This is a genomic window from Enterococcus sp. AMC1252 (assembly GCF_058216515.1).
In genome coordinates this window covers 2431270-2446915 of sequence record NZ_CM177097.1, presented here as the reverse complement: position 1 = coordinate 2446915, position 15646 = coordinate 2431270, and the positions used below count along the sequence as shown (strand labels likewise).

Annotated in this window: 18 protein-coding genes; 15 read left to right on the top strand and 3 right to left on the bottom strand. The window is 35.9% G+C overall.

What is annotated here, in order from left to right:
* Nucleotides 1-272: 272 nt before the first annotated feature.
* From dapA to AC4BB5_RS11600, 6 genes are all read left to right on the top strand, one after another.
* On the top strand, nt 273-1145 hold the full coding sequence (gene dapA / locus AC4BB5_RS11625; RefSeq protein ID WP_490456287.1) for a 4-hydroxy-tetrahydrodipicolinate synthase: 873 nt from the start codon (nt 273-275) through the stop codon (nt 1143-1145).
* Between the two features lie 31 nt (nt 1146-1176).
* Nucleotides 1177-2865: a ribonuclease J gene (locus tag AC4BB5_RS11620; RefSeq protein WP_490456286.1), complete on the top strand. Its 1689-nt coding sequence runs from the start codon at nt 1177-1179 to the stop codon at nt 2863-2865.
* A gap of 256 nt (nt 2866-3121) precedes the next feature.
* Complete coding sequence (locus tag AC4BB5_RS11615) at nt 3122-4303, top strand: AI-2E family transporter (protein WP_490456285.1); 1182 nt, start codon at nt 3122-3124, stop codon at nt 4301-4303.
* A gap of 193 nt (nt 4304-4496) precedes the next feature.
* Nucleotides 4497-5060: an alkaline shock response membrane anchor protein AmaP gene (gene amaP / locus AC4BB5_RS11610; protein ID WP_490456284.1), complete on the top strand. Its 564-nt coding sequence runs from the start codon at nt 4497-4499 to the stop codon at nt 5058-5060.
* 12 nt (nt 5061-5072) lie between these two features.
* Nucleotides 5073-5306, top strand: coding sequence for a DUF2273 domain-containing protein (locus AC4BB5_RS11605; RefSeq protein WP_490456283.1), 234 nt, complete (start codon nt 5073-5075; stop codon nt 5304-5306).
* Between the two features lie 25 nt (nt 5307-5331).
* Complete coding sequence (locus AC4BB5_RS11600) at nt 5332-5754, top strand: Asp23/Gls24 family envelope stress response protein (RefSeq protein WP_490456282.1); 423 nt, start codon at nt 5332-5334, stop codon at nt 5752-5754.
* Between the two features lie 100 nt (nt 5755-5854).
* On the opposite strand, the gene AC4BB5_RS11595 is transcribed toward AC4BB5_RS11600, so the two are convergent.
* Nucleotides 5855-6322, bottom strand: a complete 468-nt coding sequence (locus tag AC4BB5_RS11595) for a methylated-DNA--[protein]-cysteine S-methyltransferase (RefSeq protein WP_490456281.1) — start codon at nt 6320-6322, stop codon at nt 5855-5857.
* 92 nt (nt 6323-6414) lie between these two features.
* Between AC4BB5_RS11595 and AC4BB5_RS11590 the strand changes: the two genes are divergently transcribed.
* The 8 genes from AC4BB5_RS11590 (at nt 6415) to AC4BB5_RS11555 (ending at nt 13151) form a co-directional block, all read left to right on the top strand.
* Nucleotides 6415-7794, top strand: a complete 1380-nt coding sequence (locus tag AC4BB5_RS11590; protein WP_490456280.1) for a bifunctional metallophosphatase/5'-nucleotidase — start codon at nt 6415-6417, stop codon at nt 7792-7794.
* Between the two features lie 34 nt (nt 7795-7828).
* On the top strand, nt 7829-8488 hold the full coding sequence (locus AC4BB5_RS11585; RefSeq protein ID WP_490456279.1) for a YutD family protein: 660 nt from the start codon (nt 7829-7831) through the stop codon (nt 8486-8488).
* 6 nt (nt 8489-8494) lie between these two features.
* Nucleotides 8495-9265 (top strand): TIGR01457 family HAD-type hydrolase, encoded by a 771-nt coding sequence (locus AC4BB5_RS11580; RefSeq protein ID WP_490456278.1) that lies wholly within the window; start codon nt 8495-8497, stop codon nt 9263-9265.
* 1 nt (nt 9266) lies between these two features.
* Nucleotides 9267-9923: a TIGR01906 family membrane protein gene (locus AC4BB5_RS11575; RefSeq protein ID WP_490456277.1), complete on the top strand. Its 657-nt coding sequence runs from the start codon at nt 9267-9269 to the stop codon at nt 9921-9923.
* Nucleotides 9924-10099: 176 nt separating this feature from the next.
* Nucleotides 10100-10717: a MarR family winged helix-turn-helix transcriptional regulator gene (locus AC4BB5_RS11570; RefSeq protein ID WP_490456276.1), complete on the top strand. Its 618-nt coding sequence runs from the start codon at nt 10100-10102 to the stop codon at nt 10715-10717.
* Nucleotides 10718-10870: 153 nt separating this feature from the next.
* Nucleotides 10871-11440, top strand: coding sequence for a DUF1836 domain-containing protein (locus AC4BB5_RS11565; protein WP_490456275.1), 570 nt, complete (start codon nt 10871-10873; stop codon nt 11438-11440).
* A complete protein-coding gene (locus AC4BB5_RS11560; protein ID WP_490456274.1) occupies nt 11433-12290 on the top strand; it encodes a DegV family protein in 858 nt (285 codons plus the stop codon). The genes AC4BB5_RS11565 and AC4BB5_RS11560 overlap by 8 nt, the downstream gene beginning before the upstream one ends.
* A 195-nt stretch (nt 12291-12485) precedes the next feature.
* The gene (locus tag AC4BB5_RS11555; RefSeq protein ID WP_490456273.1) at nt 12486-13151 is read left to right on the top strand and encodes an MIP family channel protein; all 666 of its coding nucleotides are present in this window, start codon (nt 12486-12488) and stop codon (nt 13149-13151) included.
* 62 nt (nt 13152-13213) lie between these two features.
* On the opposite strand, the gene AC4BB5_RS11550 is transcribed toward AC4BB5_RS11555, so the two are convergent.
* Nucleotides 13214-13981 (bottom strand): SDR family NAD(P)-dependent oxidoreductase, encoded by a 768-nt coding sequence (locus AC4BB5_RS11550; RefSeq protein WP_490456272.1) that lies wholly within the window; start codon nt 13979-13981, stop codon nt 13214-13216.
* 212 nt (nt 13982-14193) lie between these two features.
* Between AC4BB5_RS11550 and AC4BB5_RS11545 the strand changes: the two genes are divergently transcribed.
* Complete coding sequence (locus tag AC4BB5_RS11545; RefSeq protein ID WP_490456271.1) at nt 14194-14568, top strand: MerR family transcriptional regulator; 375 nt, start codon at nt 14194-14196, stop codon at nt 14566-14568.
* 45 nt (nt 14569-14613) lie between these two features.
* Here AC4BB5_RS11545 and AC4BB5_RS11540 read toward each other — a convergent pair whose 3' ends face one another.
* Nucleotides 14614-15573: a S66 family peptidase gene (locus tag AC4BB5_RS11540; protein ID WP_490456270.1), complete on the bottom strand. Its 960-nt coding sequence runs from the start codon at nt 15571-15573 to the stop codon at nt 14614-14616.
* Between the last annotated feature and the right edge of the window lie 73 nt (nt 15574-15646).

Genomic DNA, 15646 nt, shown 5'->3' with positions numbered 1-15646 from the left:
CGTTGTTACCATGTATTATCTAGCTTCGTGGGCTAAACTCTATGAAAAAAGATAAAATCTGTTTGTGACAGAAAGAGTCACAACTATATTTTCCTATTTTTCTACGAGACTAAACGAGCCCGCTACGCTTTAATGTTATCTAGCTTCGCGGGCTAGCTCTTCGGGAAAAAGATAAATTATGAATGAGATAAAGAGCACCTCAGTCATAATTTCCTATTTTCTTGTCAGAGCTGGACGAACCCGTTACGCTTTTAAATTAGGAGGTAGTAAGTATGAATTTAAAAAATGCAACGATCATTACAGCAATGGTTACACCTTTTGACGAGAGTGGCGCAATCGATTTTGCTAAGCTGCCTCAATTAGTGAATCATTTGCTTGATCATCACACAGAAGGAATTATTTTAGCGGGAACAACGGGAGAATCTCCAACTTTAACGCATGATGAAGAAATCGATTTATTTAATGAAGTGATTCGCATAGTTGATGGGCGAGTTCCAATCATTTGTGGTGTGGGAACCAATGATACACGAGATTCAGTTGAATTTGTGCAAGAAATTTCTGCAATCAGAGGCATTGATGCTGGTTTGGCTGTGGTACCTTATTATAATAAACCAAACCAAGAAGGATTGTACCAACATTTTAAAGCAATTGCAGAGGCAAGCGATTTGCCGATTATTTTATATAATGTTCCAGGAAGAACAGTGGCAAGCCTTGATGTATCAACAACTTTACGTTTAGCAGAATTGGATAATATCATTGCTGTCAAAGAGTGTTTTGGCTTAGAGGCATTGACCGAGTTGATAGAAAAGGCGCCAAAAGACTTTTTAGTGTATACTGGAGAAGATTCTTTAGCTTTTTCAATTAAAGCTTTGGGTGGACAAGGTGTAATGTCAGTTGCCAGTCATGTTTTTGGAACGGAAATGTATGACATGTTTCAAGCGCTGGATCAAGGAGAAATAAAAAAAGCTGCACGCATTCAGCGTCAGTTATTACCAAAGATGAATGCATTGTTTTCAGTGCCTTCACCAGCTCCTGTAAAAGCAGTGTTGAACCAAATGGGCATTTCTGTTGGTGATTTACGTTTACCTCTTGTATCATGTACTTCTGAAGAAAAGGCGAAAATTTTAAGCATACTGGATTTTTGATTCAGTATGAGAATATAGAGAGGTGAAATGAGTGAGTACAATAAAAATCGTTCCCTTAGGCGGCGTTCGTGAAAATGGTAAAAATATGTACATCGCGGAAGTGGAAGATGAAATTTTTGTACTGGATTGTGGATTAAAATATCCAGAAAATGAGCTATTAGGAATTGATGTGGTGATTCCCGATTTTACGTATTTGGTGGAAAATATTGACCGTGTTGCAGGAATTTTCCTAACACATGGTCATGCCGATGCAATCGGAGCGCTACCTTATCTTTTATCTAAAGTTCATGTACCAGTATTCGGTACGGAATTAACCGTTGAGTTAGCAAAATTAAATGTAGGAGATCATGCAGATTCTAAGGATTTTGATGATTTTCATGTGGTTGATGCACATACGGAAATTGATTTTGCACATGCAACAATCAGTTTCTTTAGAACAACGCATACGATTCCTGATTCTATCGGAATCAATTTGAAAACCAAAGAAGGCAATATCGTCTACACAGGAGATTTCAAGTTTGATCAAAGCGCGATTCCAATGTATCAAACAGATTTTGGTCGTTTAGCTGAAATCGGTAATGAAGGAGTTTTAGCATTGTTGAGCGATTCTTCTAATGCTGAAAATCCAACGCAAATTGTTTCTGAACTTCAAATCGCTGATGAAGTCTTTGATACGATTCGTTACTGGGAAGGCCGAATCATTGTGGCGTGTGTGGCAAGTAATTTACAACGTGTACAACAAATTTTAGATGCTGCCTACCGCTCTGACCGCAAAATTGTTTTAACAGGTCAGGATTTCCAACGAATCATCAATACTGCTATCAAGCTTGATAAATTAAAATTACCTAGTGAGGATTTAATCATTAGTGTGAAAGATATGAAAAAATATCAAGCAGAGCAATTAGTGATTTTAGAGACGGGAACAATGGGTGAGCCTATCAAGTCATTACAAAAAATGGCTAATGGTACGCATCGTGTTGTTAAAATCAAAGAAGGCGATTTAGTTTATATCACGACGACACCAACGACTGCGATGGAAACAGCTGTTGCGAAAACAGAGGATATCGTGTATCGTGCTGGTGGTGTTGTGAAGCAAATCTCTGATAATATGCGAGTTTCTGGTCATGCAAGCCCCAATGATCTGCAGTTGATGCTAAACTTGATGAAACCTAAATATTTTGTTCCGATTCAAGGCGAGTATCGTCAATTAGCAGCTCATGCAGATTTAGCTCACGAATTAGGAATTCCTTATAAAAATATTTTCATTACTGGTCGAGGGGATATCCTTGAATACAGCAAACAAAAAATGAATGTTGCTGGTAGCACAACTGCCGATAACATCATGATTGATGGAATTGGTGTTGGCGATATCGGAAATATCGTGCTTCGTGATCGCAGAATCTTATCCGAAGATGGTATTTTTGTAGCAGTAGTGACAATCAATCGCCGGGAAAAAAGAATCGTTTCACCTGCTAAAATCACATCAAGAGGTTTTGTTTATGTGAAAACAAGCAAAGACTTAATGAAAGAAAGCAGCAGTATTGTAACTGAGATCGTTGAAAAACATCTTGAAAGCAGCGATTTTGAATGGAGCAAGTTAAAACAAGATATTCGTGAGCAGTTAAGCCGTTACTTATTTGAGCAAACAAAGCGCCGTCCGGTGATTCTTCCAGTTATTATGGAAGCAACTCAACGTAAAGGAAGAAAAGCAGCGAATTAACAGATAAAATCACTCGGTCAGTTATCTAACGGCTGGGTGATTTTCTATTTTAATTGTAAAATAAAGAAGTGATAATTTTTTTACAGATATTGATTTTTTCGCTACAATAAAGAAGTGAAGTTATTTAACTTTATAGACTAGACGCTATGAAAAAAGATAAAATCTGAATGTGGCAAAAAGCGTTGCCCTCTGATTGTCCTATTTTCAGTCGAAGCTAAATAAGCCCATTACACTTTTGGTTTAAGGAGGGAAGTAAATGGAAAAGAAACAAGAAACACGTTGGATCAAATTTCTTGGCGGAAAAAATCTATTATTCACATTGGTTGCATTATTATTGTTAGGAGCAGTTATTTTTGTTTTTCATCAGATTGGTTTTATTTTTGGACCAATTGGTGTTGTGTTCAAAACGATTATTGGGCCAACGATTCTAGCATTGATTTTATATTATTTATTTAATCCAGTGGTTAATTGGTTGGAAAAACATAAAGTGAAACGAGTATATGGCGTTTCAGCTATTTTTATTATTTTGATTGCATTGATTGTTGTCGGGATTATTCTGGTTGTTCCAATTTTACAAAAACAAGTTGACGGTTTGGTCAAAAGTTTTCCGCAGTATATGAACGATCTGAACAAAATGGTTACGGATTTTTTCCATAATTCTGCCTTAGAAAAACCTTTAGCTAATGCTTTAGACAGTATTCAAAGATGGTTTGATAATGTTTCAGATGGAATAGGAAGTTATTTTAGTAAAGCTGTGGAAGGAGCTTCTACAGTCTTTTCTACCTTGACCGGTTTTGCACTAGTAATGGTAACGGCACCGATTATCACATTTTTCTTATTGAAAGATGATCGGAAGTTCTTCTCATTTATTTTAAAAATTATACCACCGCGTTTTAGAAATGATGCTAAAGAAATTGGTGCAACGATGAGTAGCCAAGTTGGTGCCTATTTAAAAGGGCAAATTTTGGTCTCCATTGCTATTGGGATCTTGACCTTTATCGGTTTTTGGTTGGTCAAAGTGCCCTATTCAGGAACCTTGTCGATTATTGTTGGAATCACTGCAGTGATTCCCTATATTGGACCTGTCATAGCTTTCATTCCAGCCGCAATTGTTGCATTGATGGTGTCATTTGGGATGTTTATTAAAATGAGTATAGTTTGGATGGTTGTCCAAATGTTGAATGGGCATTTGATCGCACCTCAGGTGATGGGAAAACGATTAGTCGTACATCCATTGACAATTGTAATCGTCTTGTTGGTGATGGGAGATTTACTGGGGATGTTCGGATTGATTTTTGGTATTCCAATTTATGCGATTGCTAAGGTATTAGTTACCTATATCTTCCGTAAATTCAAACAACGTTACAATCAATTTTATGGAGATAGCGGAGAATATGAAGATACAGAATTTTCTAAAGAAGAATATTTGGATGAATAATTAAAAAACGAATGAACCTATGAAAGCCAGCAAATTATTTGCTAGAACATAGAGGTTCATTCTTTTTTTTCATCATGTGAACACAGTGACTTGCCGAGATCAAAAAAATAAATTCGTATCTTTTGTAATACTTTTTTTTAGGCGTTACAATTTAATTAACAGCGAAAGGAATAGTCTCAAAGGAGGGAAGTATATGAAACGATTGCTGAAAATAATTTTTTTATTGATCATACTCCTACTATTTATTGGAATATTAGGTTCACTTAGTCAGTTGGTAAGCATCCCTTGGTTGTCCTATCAAGTAGATGGGATTCTTTCCAATTATCCTTGGGTATTTACGTTTCTTGAATGGACATTACTTATCCTGGGAGGCTTTTTATTGCTTAGTTTGGTTGTCGTACTTTCAGTTTCTGGAAGAAGGAAACGCCTAATTGTGAAGGATGGTAAAAATCGGATTGAAATCCCCAAAAGCACTGTAGAACAAATTGTGAAAGAGGCATACAGTACCATTATCCATCCAGATAAAGCAAAAATGATTGTTAAGCTTAAAGGTAAAGAAAAAGTAGTCGTCAAATTAAAGGTAGACGTTGGCAGTAAAGAGCGTTATCAGCCTTTAGGGGAAGAACTTAAGCAAACAATACAAAGTGCATTAAATACAGCTCTGGAATCAATTGATAGCCGTGTGGTGGTTGACCTGAGAGAAAAAGAACCAGCAGAATCCACAGCTTTTGGTAAAAAAAAATCACGAGTGATTTAGGAGGGAGAGGCCATGGATCAAGAGAAGAAAAAAAGTTGGATCAAACAGTTGAAACCTTATCGATTTCGAATCATTTGGACAACCTTGTTTTTCCTATTAGCGCTCCTTTTATTACTAATTGGCTTTGGAAAAACATTAGTTTTGTTGATTTTTGCAATAGTAGGATTTATTATCGGAAAAATGCGAGATGAAGATTTGGATATTTATTCCTTGATAGATTCAGTCAAATCGATGATAGGAATTTAAAATTATATTGAAGGAGTGAATGCAAATGGTAGAAGCAGTAGAAAATAATCCAAGTGGATTAAAAGCGAAGCTGACGTTTAGTGATGTTGTAATCAAAAAAATCGTAGGTGTCGTTATTTCTGATATTGACGGAATCTTAGGATTGAGCGGTAACCTGTTTACAGATTTTGCTGACCGCTTTAGAGATAACGAAGATGTTACTAAGGGCATTGGAGTGGAAGTAGGGACAAAGCAAGTTGCAGTTGATGTATCGGTGATTTGCAAATACGATGTGAACATCTCAACTGTTTTTGATCAAACTGTTGAGAAAGTAAAAGATGGAATTGCTCATATGACTGGCTTAGAGCTTGTTGAGTTTAATATGAGTGTAGATGACGTTATGACAAAAGAGCAATACCTAGAAAAATATCGTGGTAAAGATAGTACTGAAAATAAGGATAATAACTAATTTTTTTAATCCCATCCGCTCTATTTATATAAAAATAACGGGAAACAAAACAAAAAGGTTTTGTTCCTCGTTATTTTTTGTTTGGAGTCATTTAGAAAGTTCAATCTTTATTGAAGGGCACATTTTCCACATGTAACAAGAATTTTTTGATACTAAGTCCATCCTGCTCAGAACTACCTAGATAGCCTGTTAATTGACCGTTTTTACCAATCACTCGATGACAAGGAACAATGATTGGAAGAGGATTTTTACTATTGGCTTGACCAATTGCTCGTACAGCTTTTGGTGAATCGATTGCTTGAGCGATATCTAAATAACTGCAGGTTTTTCCATAAGGAATTTGATAAAGGGCGTCCCAGACTTTTCTTTGAAACGCAGTGCCGCTTTGAATAGATAAAGGCACAGTAAAATGTGTTCGTTCACCAGAAAAATATTCTGTCAGTTCGTTTGCAGCCTGTTTTGTAAAACGGTTAGTTTGGTGGTTTTTGAGCTCAAAAAAAGAGACTAAAGTCAATCCTTCATGATTAGCATCCAGCCAAATTGTTCCAAAAGGTCCATTGATTTTCATTTTTTTCTCCTTTAATTTACCGATTACTTTATTATACTTCATCTGGAAGTATGGTACTATATTTTTATAAACTGAAATTGGGGGCAATACTTATGGAAGAAATCGTGCTCTTTCACACGAATGATTTACATTCACATTTAGAAAATTGGCCCAAAATCAGGCGGTATCTGATCAGCCATCAAGAAGAATATAAGAAATCAGGGAAAACCGTTATAACTGTCGATTTAGGAGATTTTATTGATCGTTGGCACCCTTTGACTGAAGCAACAGACGGTCAAGCGAATATAGAACTGATGAATGCCATCAGCTATGATGCAGCAACGATTGGTAACAATGAAGGTGTTGGAAATTCTAAAGAGCAATTGAATCATTTATATGATCATCGGAATTTTGATGTTATATTAGGTAATCTATTTGATTTAGACTCAGGACAAGCACCTAAATGGGCGAATCCCTATAAAATTATAGAAATAAAAGATAAAACTAAAATTGGTTTGATTGCTTTAACTGCGCCCTTTCCTTTAACGTATAATCCAAATGGTTGGGATATACGTTCGACAAAAGAGATGCTGCCGCTGTTGCTAAGAGAAGTCCAATCCAAATGCGATATTATAGTTCTAATGAGTCATCTGGGAATTGATGAAGATATTAAAATTGCAAACGAATTTCCTGAAATCAATGTATTGCTAGGATCTCACACCCATCATTTATTCAAATATGGTGAAAAAATCAATGGAACACAACTGTCTGCGGCTGGAAAATTTGGTCAGTATCTTGGGGAAGTTCATTTAACGGTTGATAATGGGAAAATCATTCATAGTGAAGCGAAGGCAGTGCCAATGGCCAAACAGAAATTTTTAGCCGATGATCAAAGAGAAATTGACGATTATTTAGCTTTAGGCCATCAGTTATTAAAGGCAAAAAAAATTGGTGAAATTTCTTTCCCTCTTTTAGTTGATCTAACTGCTGAACATCCATTAATCGTAACTACATTAAAAGCTTTAAAAGAAAAAGGTCAGACGGAAGCAGCAATTTTAAATAATGGTTTATTTCTATCAGATCTACCGAAAGGAATCGTTGATGCAGATCAGCTTCACGAAACATTGCCACACCCAATGCACTTGATTCGTGTAACGTTGTCTGGTGCTGAACTGATTCGTATGGTTAAAGAAATGGAAAAAAATAGACACTATTTACGAAAGTTTCCAATTACAGGAATGGGGTTTCGTGGTAAAGTTTTTGGTGAATTGTATTATGATGGTATAGTATATGATAAACAGAAAAAACAAGTCTTTTGGAAAAATCAGCCCATCGATTTCAAACGAAAGTACACATTTACCACTGTGGATCACTTCATGTTCATTCCTTTTTTCCCGACAATCGAACTTGCTGGTGATATTGAATTTCTATTTCCAGATTTTATCAGAACAGTTTTAAGTGACTACTTGAACACACACTACCCAATCCAATAAAAACAAGGTATAATAAAATCTAGGCGGTGAAAAAATGACAGAAAAAGTAAAAAAAACATCAAAATCAACTAAACCACTTAAGCAAAAAGAAGAAAATACAGCGACATTAACAGAAGAGCTTACAGCTGTCCTTGAAGAGATAAAAGAAGAACCTGTCAAAGAAAAGAAAAAAGGTGAAGTCGTAACCCTTGTTGATGATAAACATGTGACGATCGGTACGCGCGAGTATCTTTTAGTAAAAAATCATCGGGAAGCATTTGATGAAGAGAGATTAGGAGAACGTTTTAGTGATGTTCTTTCAAGATATGATTATATTGTTGGCGATTGGGGCTATGATCAGCTTCGTTTAAAAGGTTTTTTCAGTGAATCGAATCGCAAAGCTGCACCTGAACAGAGAATCGATACGTTAGAAGATTATTTATATGAGTATTGTAACTTTGGTTGTGCATATTTCGTGATTGAACGAATTGGTGGCAAGCGTGAGAAACAGCAAACACGCCGCAAAAAAACAAATAAAAAACCAACGAATTACAATCATGCGCATACAGAAGAAAAACGTGTCCCAGTGACTAATAAAACGAAGCCAGTGATTAAGAACCGTAAAGAAAATGAACCGAAAAAGGCAGTTATTGGGAAACAAGACAATGGTGCTGGCCAAGGCCGCTCATTTACTATTCGTCAACGTGAGGAGTAATGATTTGTGAAAAAGCATTATCAAGGGTATTTAATTGATCTAGATGGCACGATTTATTTAGGTAAAGAAGTTATTCCAGCAGGAAAAAGATTTGTTGAACGTCTGCAGGAATTAAATCTACCGTTTCTTTTCGTGACTAATAATACAACAAAAACACCAGAAGCTGTTTCTGAAAGATTAGCACAAGAGTTTGATATCCATGTGTCAGCAAAAACAGTTTATACGGCAAGTCTTGCAACAATTGATTACATGAAAGAACAAGAGAAAGGCGACCGCGTTTATGTGATTGGAGAGTCTGGGCTCGTTGATTTGATTTTGTCTGCTGGTTTTCAATGGGATGAAGAATCGCCAGATTATGTAGTTGTGGGTTTAGATACTGATATCAGTTATGAAAAGTTTGCAACAGCAGCACTGTGCATCAGAAATGGTGCAACTTTTATTGGGACAAATCCTGATAAAAGCATTCCAACAGAACGCGGACTGCTGCCAGGTGCGGGATCGTTTATTTCCTTAGTTCAAACAGCAACACAAACAGAACCAATTATGATTGGGAAACCAAATGCGATCATTATGAATGAAGCGTTAAAAGTGATGAAACTGAATAAAGAAAATGTGATCATGGTTGGCGACAACTATGAAACTGATATTCAATCCGGACTTCAAAATGGTATTGATAGTTTGTTAGTTTTATCTGGTTTTACATCAAAGTCAGCAGTTCCAAGCTTACCTAAACAACCGACGTATATTGTTGAGTCTCTCGATGATTGGACTTTTTGACATGAAAATAGTGGATAAAAAGGAAAAAAGTTGGGTTTGGCTTGAGCGACTGGGAATTGTATGTCTGATTTTGACCATCATATCTTTGAGCATTACAATTACTATTAATTTTCGTCCGCTCTATATATTGGATATTGATTCCTTGAAAATTTTGAATTATGTGGACATGGATCAACCTACATTGCTAAAAAACTTTGATGAGTTGATGAACTATTTAAATAACCCATTTCATCACACACTGCAGTTATCTGATTTTCCTGTATCAAAAAGTGGTGCATTTCACTTTTATGAAGTAAAGCGTCTTTTTTTACTGTGTTATGGTGTGTTGATCGTCACAGGAATTCCAAGTTTTCTGTTTGTTTTCCGTTTGATCAAATCAAAGCGAGTGTGGCGATTGATACGACCATTCCAATGGGGAATGATTATTCCAGTATTCTTTGGTGGTTTAATGGTAATCGGGTTTGATCAGTTTTTTGTAGCGTTTCATGGAATATTTTTCAATAATGATGACTGGTTATTTGATCCAGCTACGGACCCGATCATCAATGTTTTACCAGAAGAATTCTTTATGCATAGCTTTATTTTATTTTTTGTCTTATTAGAATTGTTCTTCTTTATCGGAATTATTATAGGAAAACGTCAACTGAAAAAGTTATAAAAAAGATGAAAAGACACTGTAAGCAAACTCGATGAGTTGCTTCAGTGTCTTTTTTTATAAAGGTAGCTTTAGAATGTTCTGAAGTTTATGTTTAGATGATTGTTGACAAAAACAGAAGGTACCTTTACAATATAAGGCAGGTACCTTATCTATAACTTATATTGGAGGAACTAATTATGGAAGAACAAACATTGATCAAACAGTTTTTACGTTTACAAGCAATGATGCAAAAATATTTTATGAAACGTCGCAGAGAATATGGCCCCTTTGGAAATCCGCATAAAGGACAAGGTAGAGTTTTGAATTTATTAAAACTTAAACCTGAGACAACCCAAAAAGAGTTATCTTACTTATTGGATATGCGTCCCCAATCATTAGGTGAATTATTAGGTAAGTTAGAGAGAAACGGTTATATTAGTCGTGAACCATTGGAAAGTGATCGTCGCGTAATGGTGATTCGATTAACAGAAGCAGGCAGGGCAGCAGCTGATAACAGTAAGCAAGAGGAAGAAACGCTTTTTGATGTATTGTCGGAGACGGAACAAGAATCTTTCCAACATATTATGGATAAATTACTCCAAGCTCTAGAAGCCGAAATCCCAGAAGAACGTGATTTCAAAGGGCCGCATATGCGTGGCAGACATGGAAGTCGTGGTTTTGGTAATGGACCTGGAAATACCGATTCAGCCTTCGATCCTCGTGAGCTCTTCGGAGCGCCTGATTTTCTAAACAGAGGAAAATTTGGATTTGATCCATTCAAGCGGAGTGATGACGATGGCTTTAGTGATTTTTAAGAATCCATAGTAAAGGATGAAGTTGGGGTATGACTCGTAGAGTCATGCCCTAACTTCATCTTTTTTATCGATTTTCAATCTAGTTATTAAAACTAGATTGAATGTTTTTTGAAATAATGTTAAACTGTTTTAGTAAATAGAAGGAGGGGTCTTGTGAATGAACTGAAATCCTCTTTACAAATTTGGGGGAAAGAATTGGAAAGTGTCCACTTACCGAGATGGCATGAATTACCCGAATTAGAATTATATATGGATCAAGTGATTACACTTGTTGAACGTTACTTGTCACCAGTTATTTTAAAAGAAAAACATACATTACTAACTTCATCGATGGTCAATAATTATGTGAAATTAGGACTGATTCCAGCTCCTATTAAAAAACGATACAATCAAAAACATCTAGCGTTTTTAATCGCAATTACTTTATTGAAACAAGTTTTAACGATACCTGAAATCAAGCAAGGCATTCTTTATCAAGGAGCGGCTGTTGGAATTCGTGAAGCCTATAATTTGTTTTGTGACGAGCAGGAGGCTGCTATAGCAGTAGTTGTTGCTCAAGCATTGGGGAAAGAACCGGTTGCGGCATTTAATCAACCGATACCAGTAGAGTTTCTGATTGTAAAAGGGGCGACGCTATCGTTTGCAACCAAATTATTTACTGAAAAAGTTATTGAACTAACACAAAAAAACTTAAAAGAAAATGGAGAACAAGTAAATGAATAAAGAAAAAATTGCTCTTTTAGTAGATTCAGGGACAGATGTACCGCAAGAATTGGTTGAACAATATGGGATGTACATGATTCCCTTACAAATCATTTATAAAGACCGTATTTATACAGATAAAGTAGATATCACACCAGAAGAAGTTTATGAACGCTTACCCATTGAAATTCCTAGTACGTCATTACCAGATGGTGAAACAATTACGAATATTTTTGAAAAGATCAAAGCAGACGGCTATGAAAAAGTTTTAGCAGTTACGATCTCTAGCGGATTGAGTGGGACATTTAATGTTGTTCGTTTGATTGCAGAAGAATTTGATGGACTGGAAACATTTGTTTTGGATACAAAAAATATTGGAATTGGCAGTGGTCTTCAAGCGGTTGAAGCAGCTAAATTAATTGAAGAAGGTCGTACATGGGACGAAATCAAAACAACATTAACCAAAAATGTCGCAAAAGCGAAAGTCTTTTTTAATGTCGCAACTCTGGAATACTTGCAAAAGGGAGGAAGAATTGGGTTGGTTGCTTCAATACTAGGAAATGCATTAAAACTAAACCCGATTATTTCTTGCAATGGAGATGGTGTTTATCATACCGTAGCTAAAGCGCGGGGGAGAAAAAAAAGTTTGGATAAAACTTTTGAATTAGTGAAAGCCTTTGTTGGAGATCACAAAAAATTTGTTTTGGCAGTTGCTCAAGGACAGGCGGTAGAAGAAGCTGAAATTTTTTACGAAAAATTGAAAGAACACTTTCCCCAAGCTGAAAAGATTTATTTTGGCACAATCAGCCCAGCACTAGTCGTTCATACAGGACCTGGACTTTTAGGGATAGGTATCCAGCTTTTAGATTGATATTAAATACCAACAAAGGAGCATTTATTAGATGCTTTTTGTTGGTATTTTTTTTATTTTCCTCTTATGATTGTATTTATCAACGATATTGAGATATTACTCATTAAATTTTCTCTCAATTTTAGTTGAAAATATCACGAGAATTTTCATGATTATGATAATCTGTGAAAGAATAAAGAGAAGGGAGGGAAATCTATGAAAAAAGCAATTGCAGAATGTCTTGGAACCTTTATTTTGGTTTTCTTTGGTACAGCGACAGCTGTTTTAGGAGGCGGGATAGAAGGGATTGGTACAACCGGAATCGCTTTGGCTTTTGGTTTGACGATCATTGCAGCGGCATATAGTATTGGTACGATTTCTGGTGCTCATTTGAATCCTGCAGTTTCATTGGGGATGTGGGTCAACAAACGCATTTCAACAATGGACTTGATTTATTACATCGTTGGACAAATCGTTGGTGGTTTGATTGCATCTTTTGCTTTACTTTCAATCTTAAATGCTTCAGGAAGAGAAACAACAAACTTAGGCCAAAATGGTTTTGGTGAATTTAGTGCGATTGGTGCCTTAACGGTAGAAATTATTTTAACATTTATTTTTGTTTTGGTTATCATGACTGTTACAAGTGCCAAAAAAGGAAATGCAAAACTTGCAGGAATCGTGATTGGTTTGACATTGACAATGATTCACTTAGTAGGAATTCCGCTAACTGGTACATCTGTCAACCCAGCGAGAAGCTTAGGACCAGCAATTTTTGTTGGAGGGGAAGCATTATCTCAAGTTTGGGTATTTATCGTAGCACCACTGATCGGTGGTATACTTGCAGCTATCGTTAGCAAATACTTGCTCGATACTGAAGAGTAAAGATATCCAACAAAAAACGTACCAGATAGAGGGAATCTATCTGGTACGTTTTTTTGATGGCGTTACCTATTTTTGATCCCAGTTGGATAATGACCAAAAATAGGTCCTGATAAATTGAACTCAAATGTATCTCGATCAACTGATCCAACGACCTCTTGACTTTGATAAAGGATAATGAGAAATTCAGCCATTTCTTTCGCTGTATGAAAAGCTGTAAAGGCTTTGTTATAATCATAAGAATTTGATCCGTTAGCAACTTGAGCGAATTCTGTTTCAGTCGCAGCTGGTGCTAAGACCTTAGCTTTGAGAGGGGCTTTTTTTCCTTGTAATTCTAAAGCAATAGCTTCAGTAAAGGCACTTACATAAAATTTTGTTGCGCAATACGTAGCGGCATTAGGCACATTTTTATATCCACCGGCAGAAGAAATATTGATCAACTGTGCATTTTCTTTGTTTTCATAATCCGTGACATAAAGGGAAGATAATAAAGTCAAAGCTTCAATATTTAAATGGAGCATTTGGCTGACTTTTTCTAAATCTTGATCAGCCACTGAGTGATAGTAGCCCAAACCAGCATTATTGATCCATGTTTCAATATCATATTTTTTCAGAGAGTTGTAAAGATTTAACACATTGTTTTGTTGAGATAAGTCGACTGTTTTAGTAAGAATCTTAAGTGTTGGTTGATTAGATAGGATCTCATTTTTTAAGCGATCGAGACGATCCTTTCTTCGTGCAACCAAAATCAAATTTTTTCCCATCTCACTAAATTTTTTTGCCGTTTCCAAACCGATACCTGAACTTGCACCTGTGATTACTGTGTACTTCATACTAATTCCTCCTAAATTTAAAAGCTGAAAGTCTTGCTCGTGAAGCTAGATAACATGTGATAGCAATGTTTCGCTTCGCTAGACCTTGAACAAAACGCTCATCTAATCATGAAACTAGCTAATGATTAAATAGAAGCTAGATGGTACAATCGAAGTATAAGGTTTAGAGTCGTCTCTAAAGCAAGTGGAAATTTAAAAAGGATGTGAAATAAATGTATACCATTAGTGAATTTGCAAAAAAAATTGGCATTTCAGAACACACACTGCGCTATTATGAAAAAGAAGGATTGATCAAACCTTCTAGAGATGAACATAATTATCGTGTTTATGGAGCAGAAGAGCTTGATTGGGCAAACTTTGTAAATAAGTTGAAAAACACGGGGATCTCTCTAAAGGAAATCAAACGATATACTCAGTTGAAAAGTATTGGTGATTCAACGATTACCGAACGTAAAAATTTATTATTGACTCATCGAATAAAAATTATGGCTGAATATGAAAAAGCTAAAAGTCATTTAGAGTTACTGAATAATAAGATTGCGATGTATGAACAACTGGAAAAAGACTATAAAAAAGAAAACCTCTAATGTTTGCTTCACCTAGTAGTGAAACTTCTATTAGAGGTTTTATATTTAGAAAAAGGTGATTTTTTTCTGTGACGTATCAACAGTTGCTTGATCGCCAATAGGAATTGTAAATATTGGCTGAGTATGACCAAAATTCATATCATAAATCACAGGAATTTCTCGTAATAAAGGATATTTTGCTAAAATGGCTAACAGTCGCTCTTCAGTCATTTCTGTTTCTTTAGGAAATCGTCCGATCAATAAGGCTTGAGGGTGTTTCACTACTTGAAGTAAAGCAGCTAAACCACGGGCGAAATCATGATAGTCATCTTCTTCAGCATTTTCAACAAATAAAATCGATCGTTCAAGGTCAGGTAAAAAGCGTGTCCCGAAAAGCAATTGAAACGTGCCTAAGTTTCCACCGTAACATCTTCCAGTAACTGGTTTTGAATGGCTATAGACTTTCCAGTTATTCGCGTGTAACATTCGCTTAGGTTCTTGTAAATACCATTCGTCTTGACTCCAAGACTCAGAGGCAATCACATCAAAAGGTTTTTCATCAGTTGTTGCATGTAAAAAGTTTTCGGTTTGATAGTCTTGTAGCTCATCCATTTGAAAACTAGAAAAATGTGGGCCAACATAGGTAAGTATTTTTGTTTTAGCTGTGATTGCATTGCATAAAGCCGTGATATCGCTATATCCACAAAAAACTTTAGGGTGGCGTTTGATCAATTCAAAATCAAGATAAGGTAGTAGTTCATTGCTATTAAATCCACCGATAGCTGTTAAAATTCCTTTGACGTTTTCATCGGAAAAAGCTTCATGCAAATCTTTGACCCGACTCATGATCGAAGAAGAACCAAGCACATCATGTTCATTTGTATGTTCAGAAAAGGTGACGTGAAACCCTAAGTCCGACAATTTTTTTTCCGCCGATTTAATTCCCAAATCTGTTAAACGTGAAAAACTGCTGGATGGTGCAATGACTCGGATTTCATCACCAGCCTGTAATCGTGGTGCTTTCATTTTATCGCTTCCTTTAAAAAAACTTATTTCTAATTATAGTCAGAAAACCTTGATTTTTGCAAGATATAGATAA

What these genes read in the sequence shown, in the direction of transcription:
- dapA (WP_490456287.1), top strand. Translation starts at nt 273, where the DNA reads ATGAATTTAAAAAATGCAACGATCATTACAGCAATGGTTACACCTTTT.
- AC4BB5_RS11615 (WP_490456285.1), top strand. Translation starts at nt 3,122, where the DNA reads ATGGAAAAGAAACAAGAAACACGTTGGATCAAATTTCTTGGCGGAAAA.
- amaP (WP_490456284.1), top strand. Translation starts at nt 4,497, where the DNA reads ATGAAACGATTGCTGAAAATAATTTTTTTATTGATCATACTCCTACTA.
- AC4BB5_RS11605 (WP_490456283.1), top strand. Translation starts at nt 5,073, where the DNA reads ATGGATCAAGAGAAGAAAAAAAGTTGGATCAAACAGTTGAAACCTTAT.
- AC4BB5_RS11600 (WP_490456282.1), top strand. Translation starts at nt 5,332, where the DNA reads ATGGTAGAAGCAGTAGAAAATAATCCAAGTGGATTAAAAGCGAAGCTG.
- AC4BB5_RS11595 (WP_490456281.1), bottom strand. Translation starts at nt 6,322, where the DNA reads ATGAAAATCAATGGACCTTTTGGAACAATTTGGCTGGATGCTAATCAT.
- AC4BB5_RS11590 (WP_490456280.1), top strand. Translation starts at nt 6,415, where the DNA reads ATGGAAGAAATCGTGCTCTTTCACACGAATGATTTACATTCACATTTA.
- AC4BB5_RS11585 (WP_490456279.1), top strand. Translation starts at nt 7,829, where the DNA reads ATGACAGAAAAAGTAAAAAAAACATCAAAATCAACTAAACCACTTAAG.
- AC4BB5_RS11575 (WP_490456277.1), top strand. Translation starts at nt 9,267, where the DNA reads ATGAAAATAGTGGATAAAAAGGAAAAAAGTTGGGTTTGGCTTGAGCGA.
- AC4BB5_RS11570 (WP_490456276.1), top strand. Translation starts at nt 10,100, where the DNA reads ATGGAAGAACAAACATTGATCAAACAGTTTTTACGTTTACAAGCAATG.
- AC4BB5_RS11560 (WP_490456274.1), top strand. Translation starts at nt 11,433, where the DNA reads ATGAATAAAGAAAAAATTGCTCTTTTAGTAGATTCAGGGACAGATGTA.
- AC4BB5_RS11555 (WP_490456273.1), top strand. Translation starts at nt 12,486, where the DNA reads ATGAAAAAAGCAATTGCAGAATGTCTTGGAACCTTTATTTTGGTTTTC.
- AC4BB5_RS11550 (WP_490456272.1), bottom strand. Translation starts at nt 13,981, where the DNA reads ATGAAGTACACAGTAATCACAGGTGCAAGTTCAGGTATCGGTTTGGAA.
- AC4BB5_RS11545 (WP_490456271.1), top strand. Translation starts at nt 14,194, where the DNA reads ATGTATACCATTAGTGAATTTGCAAAAAAAATTGGCATTTCAGAACAC.
- AC4BB5_RS11540 (WP_490456270.1), bottom strand. Translation starts at nt 15,573, where the DNA reads ATGAAAGCACCACGATTACAGGCTGGTGATGAAATCCGAGTCATTGCA.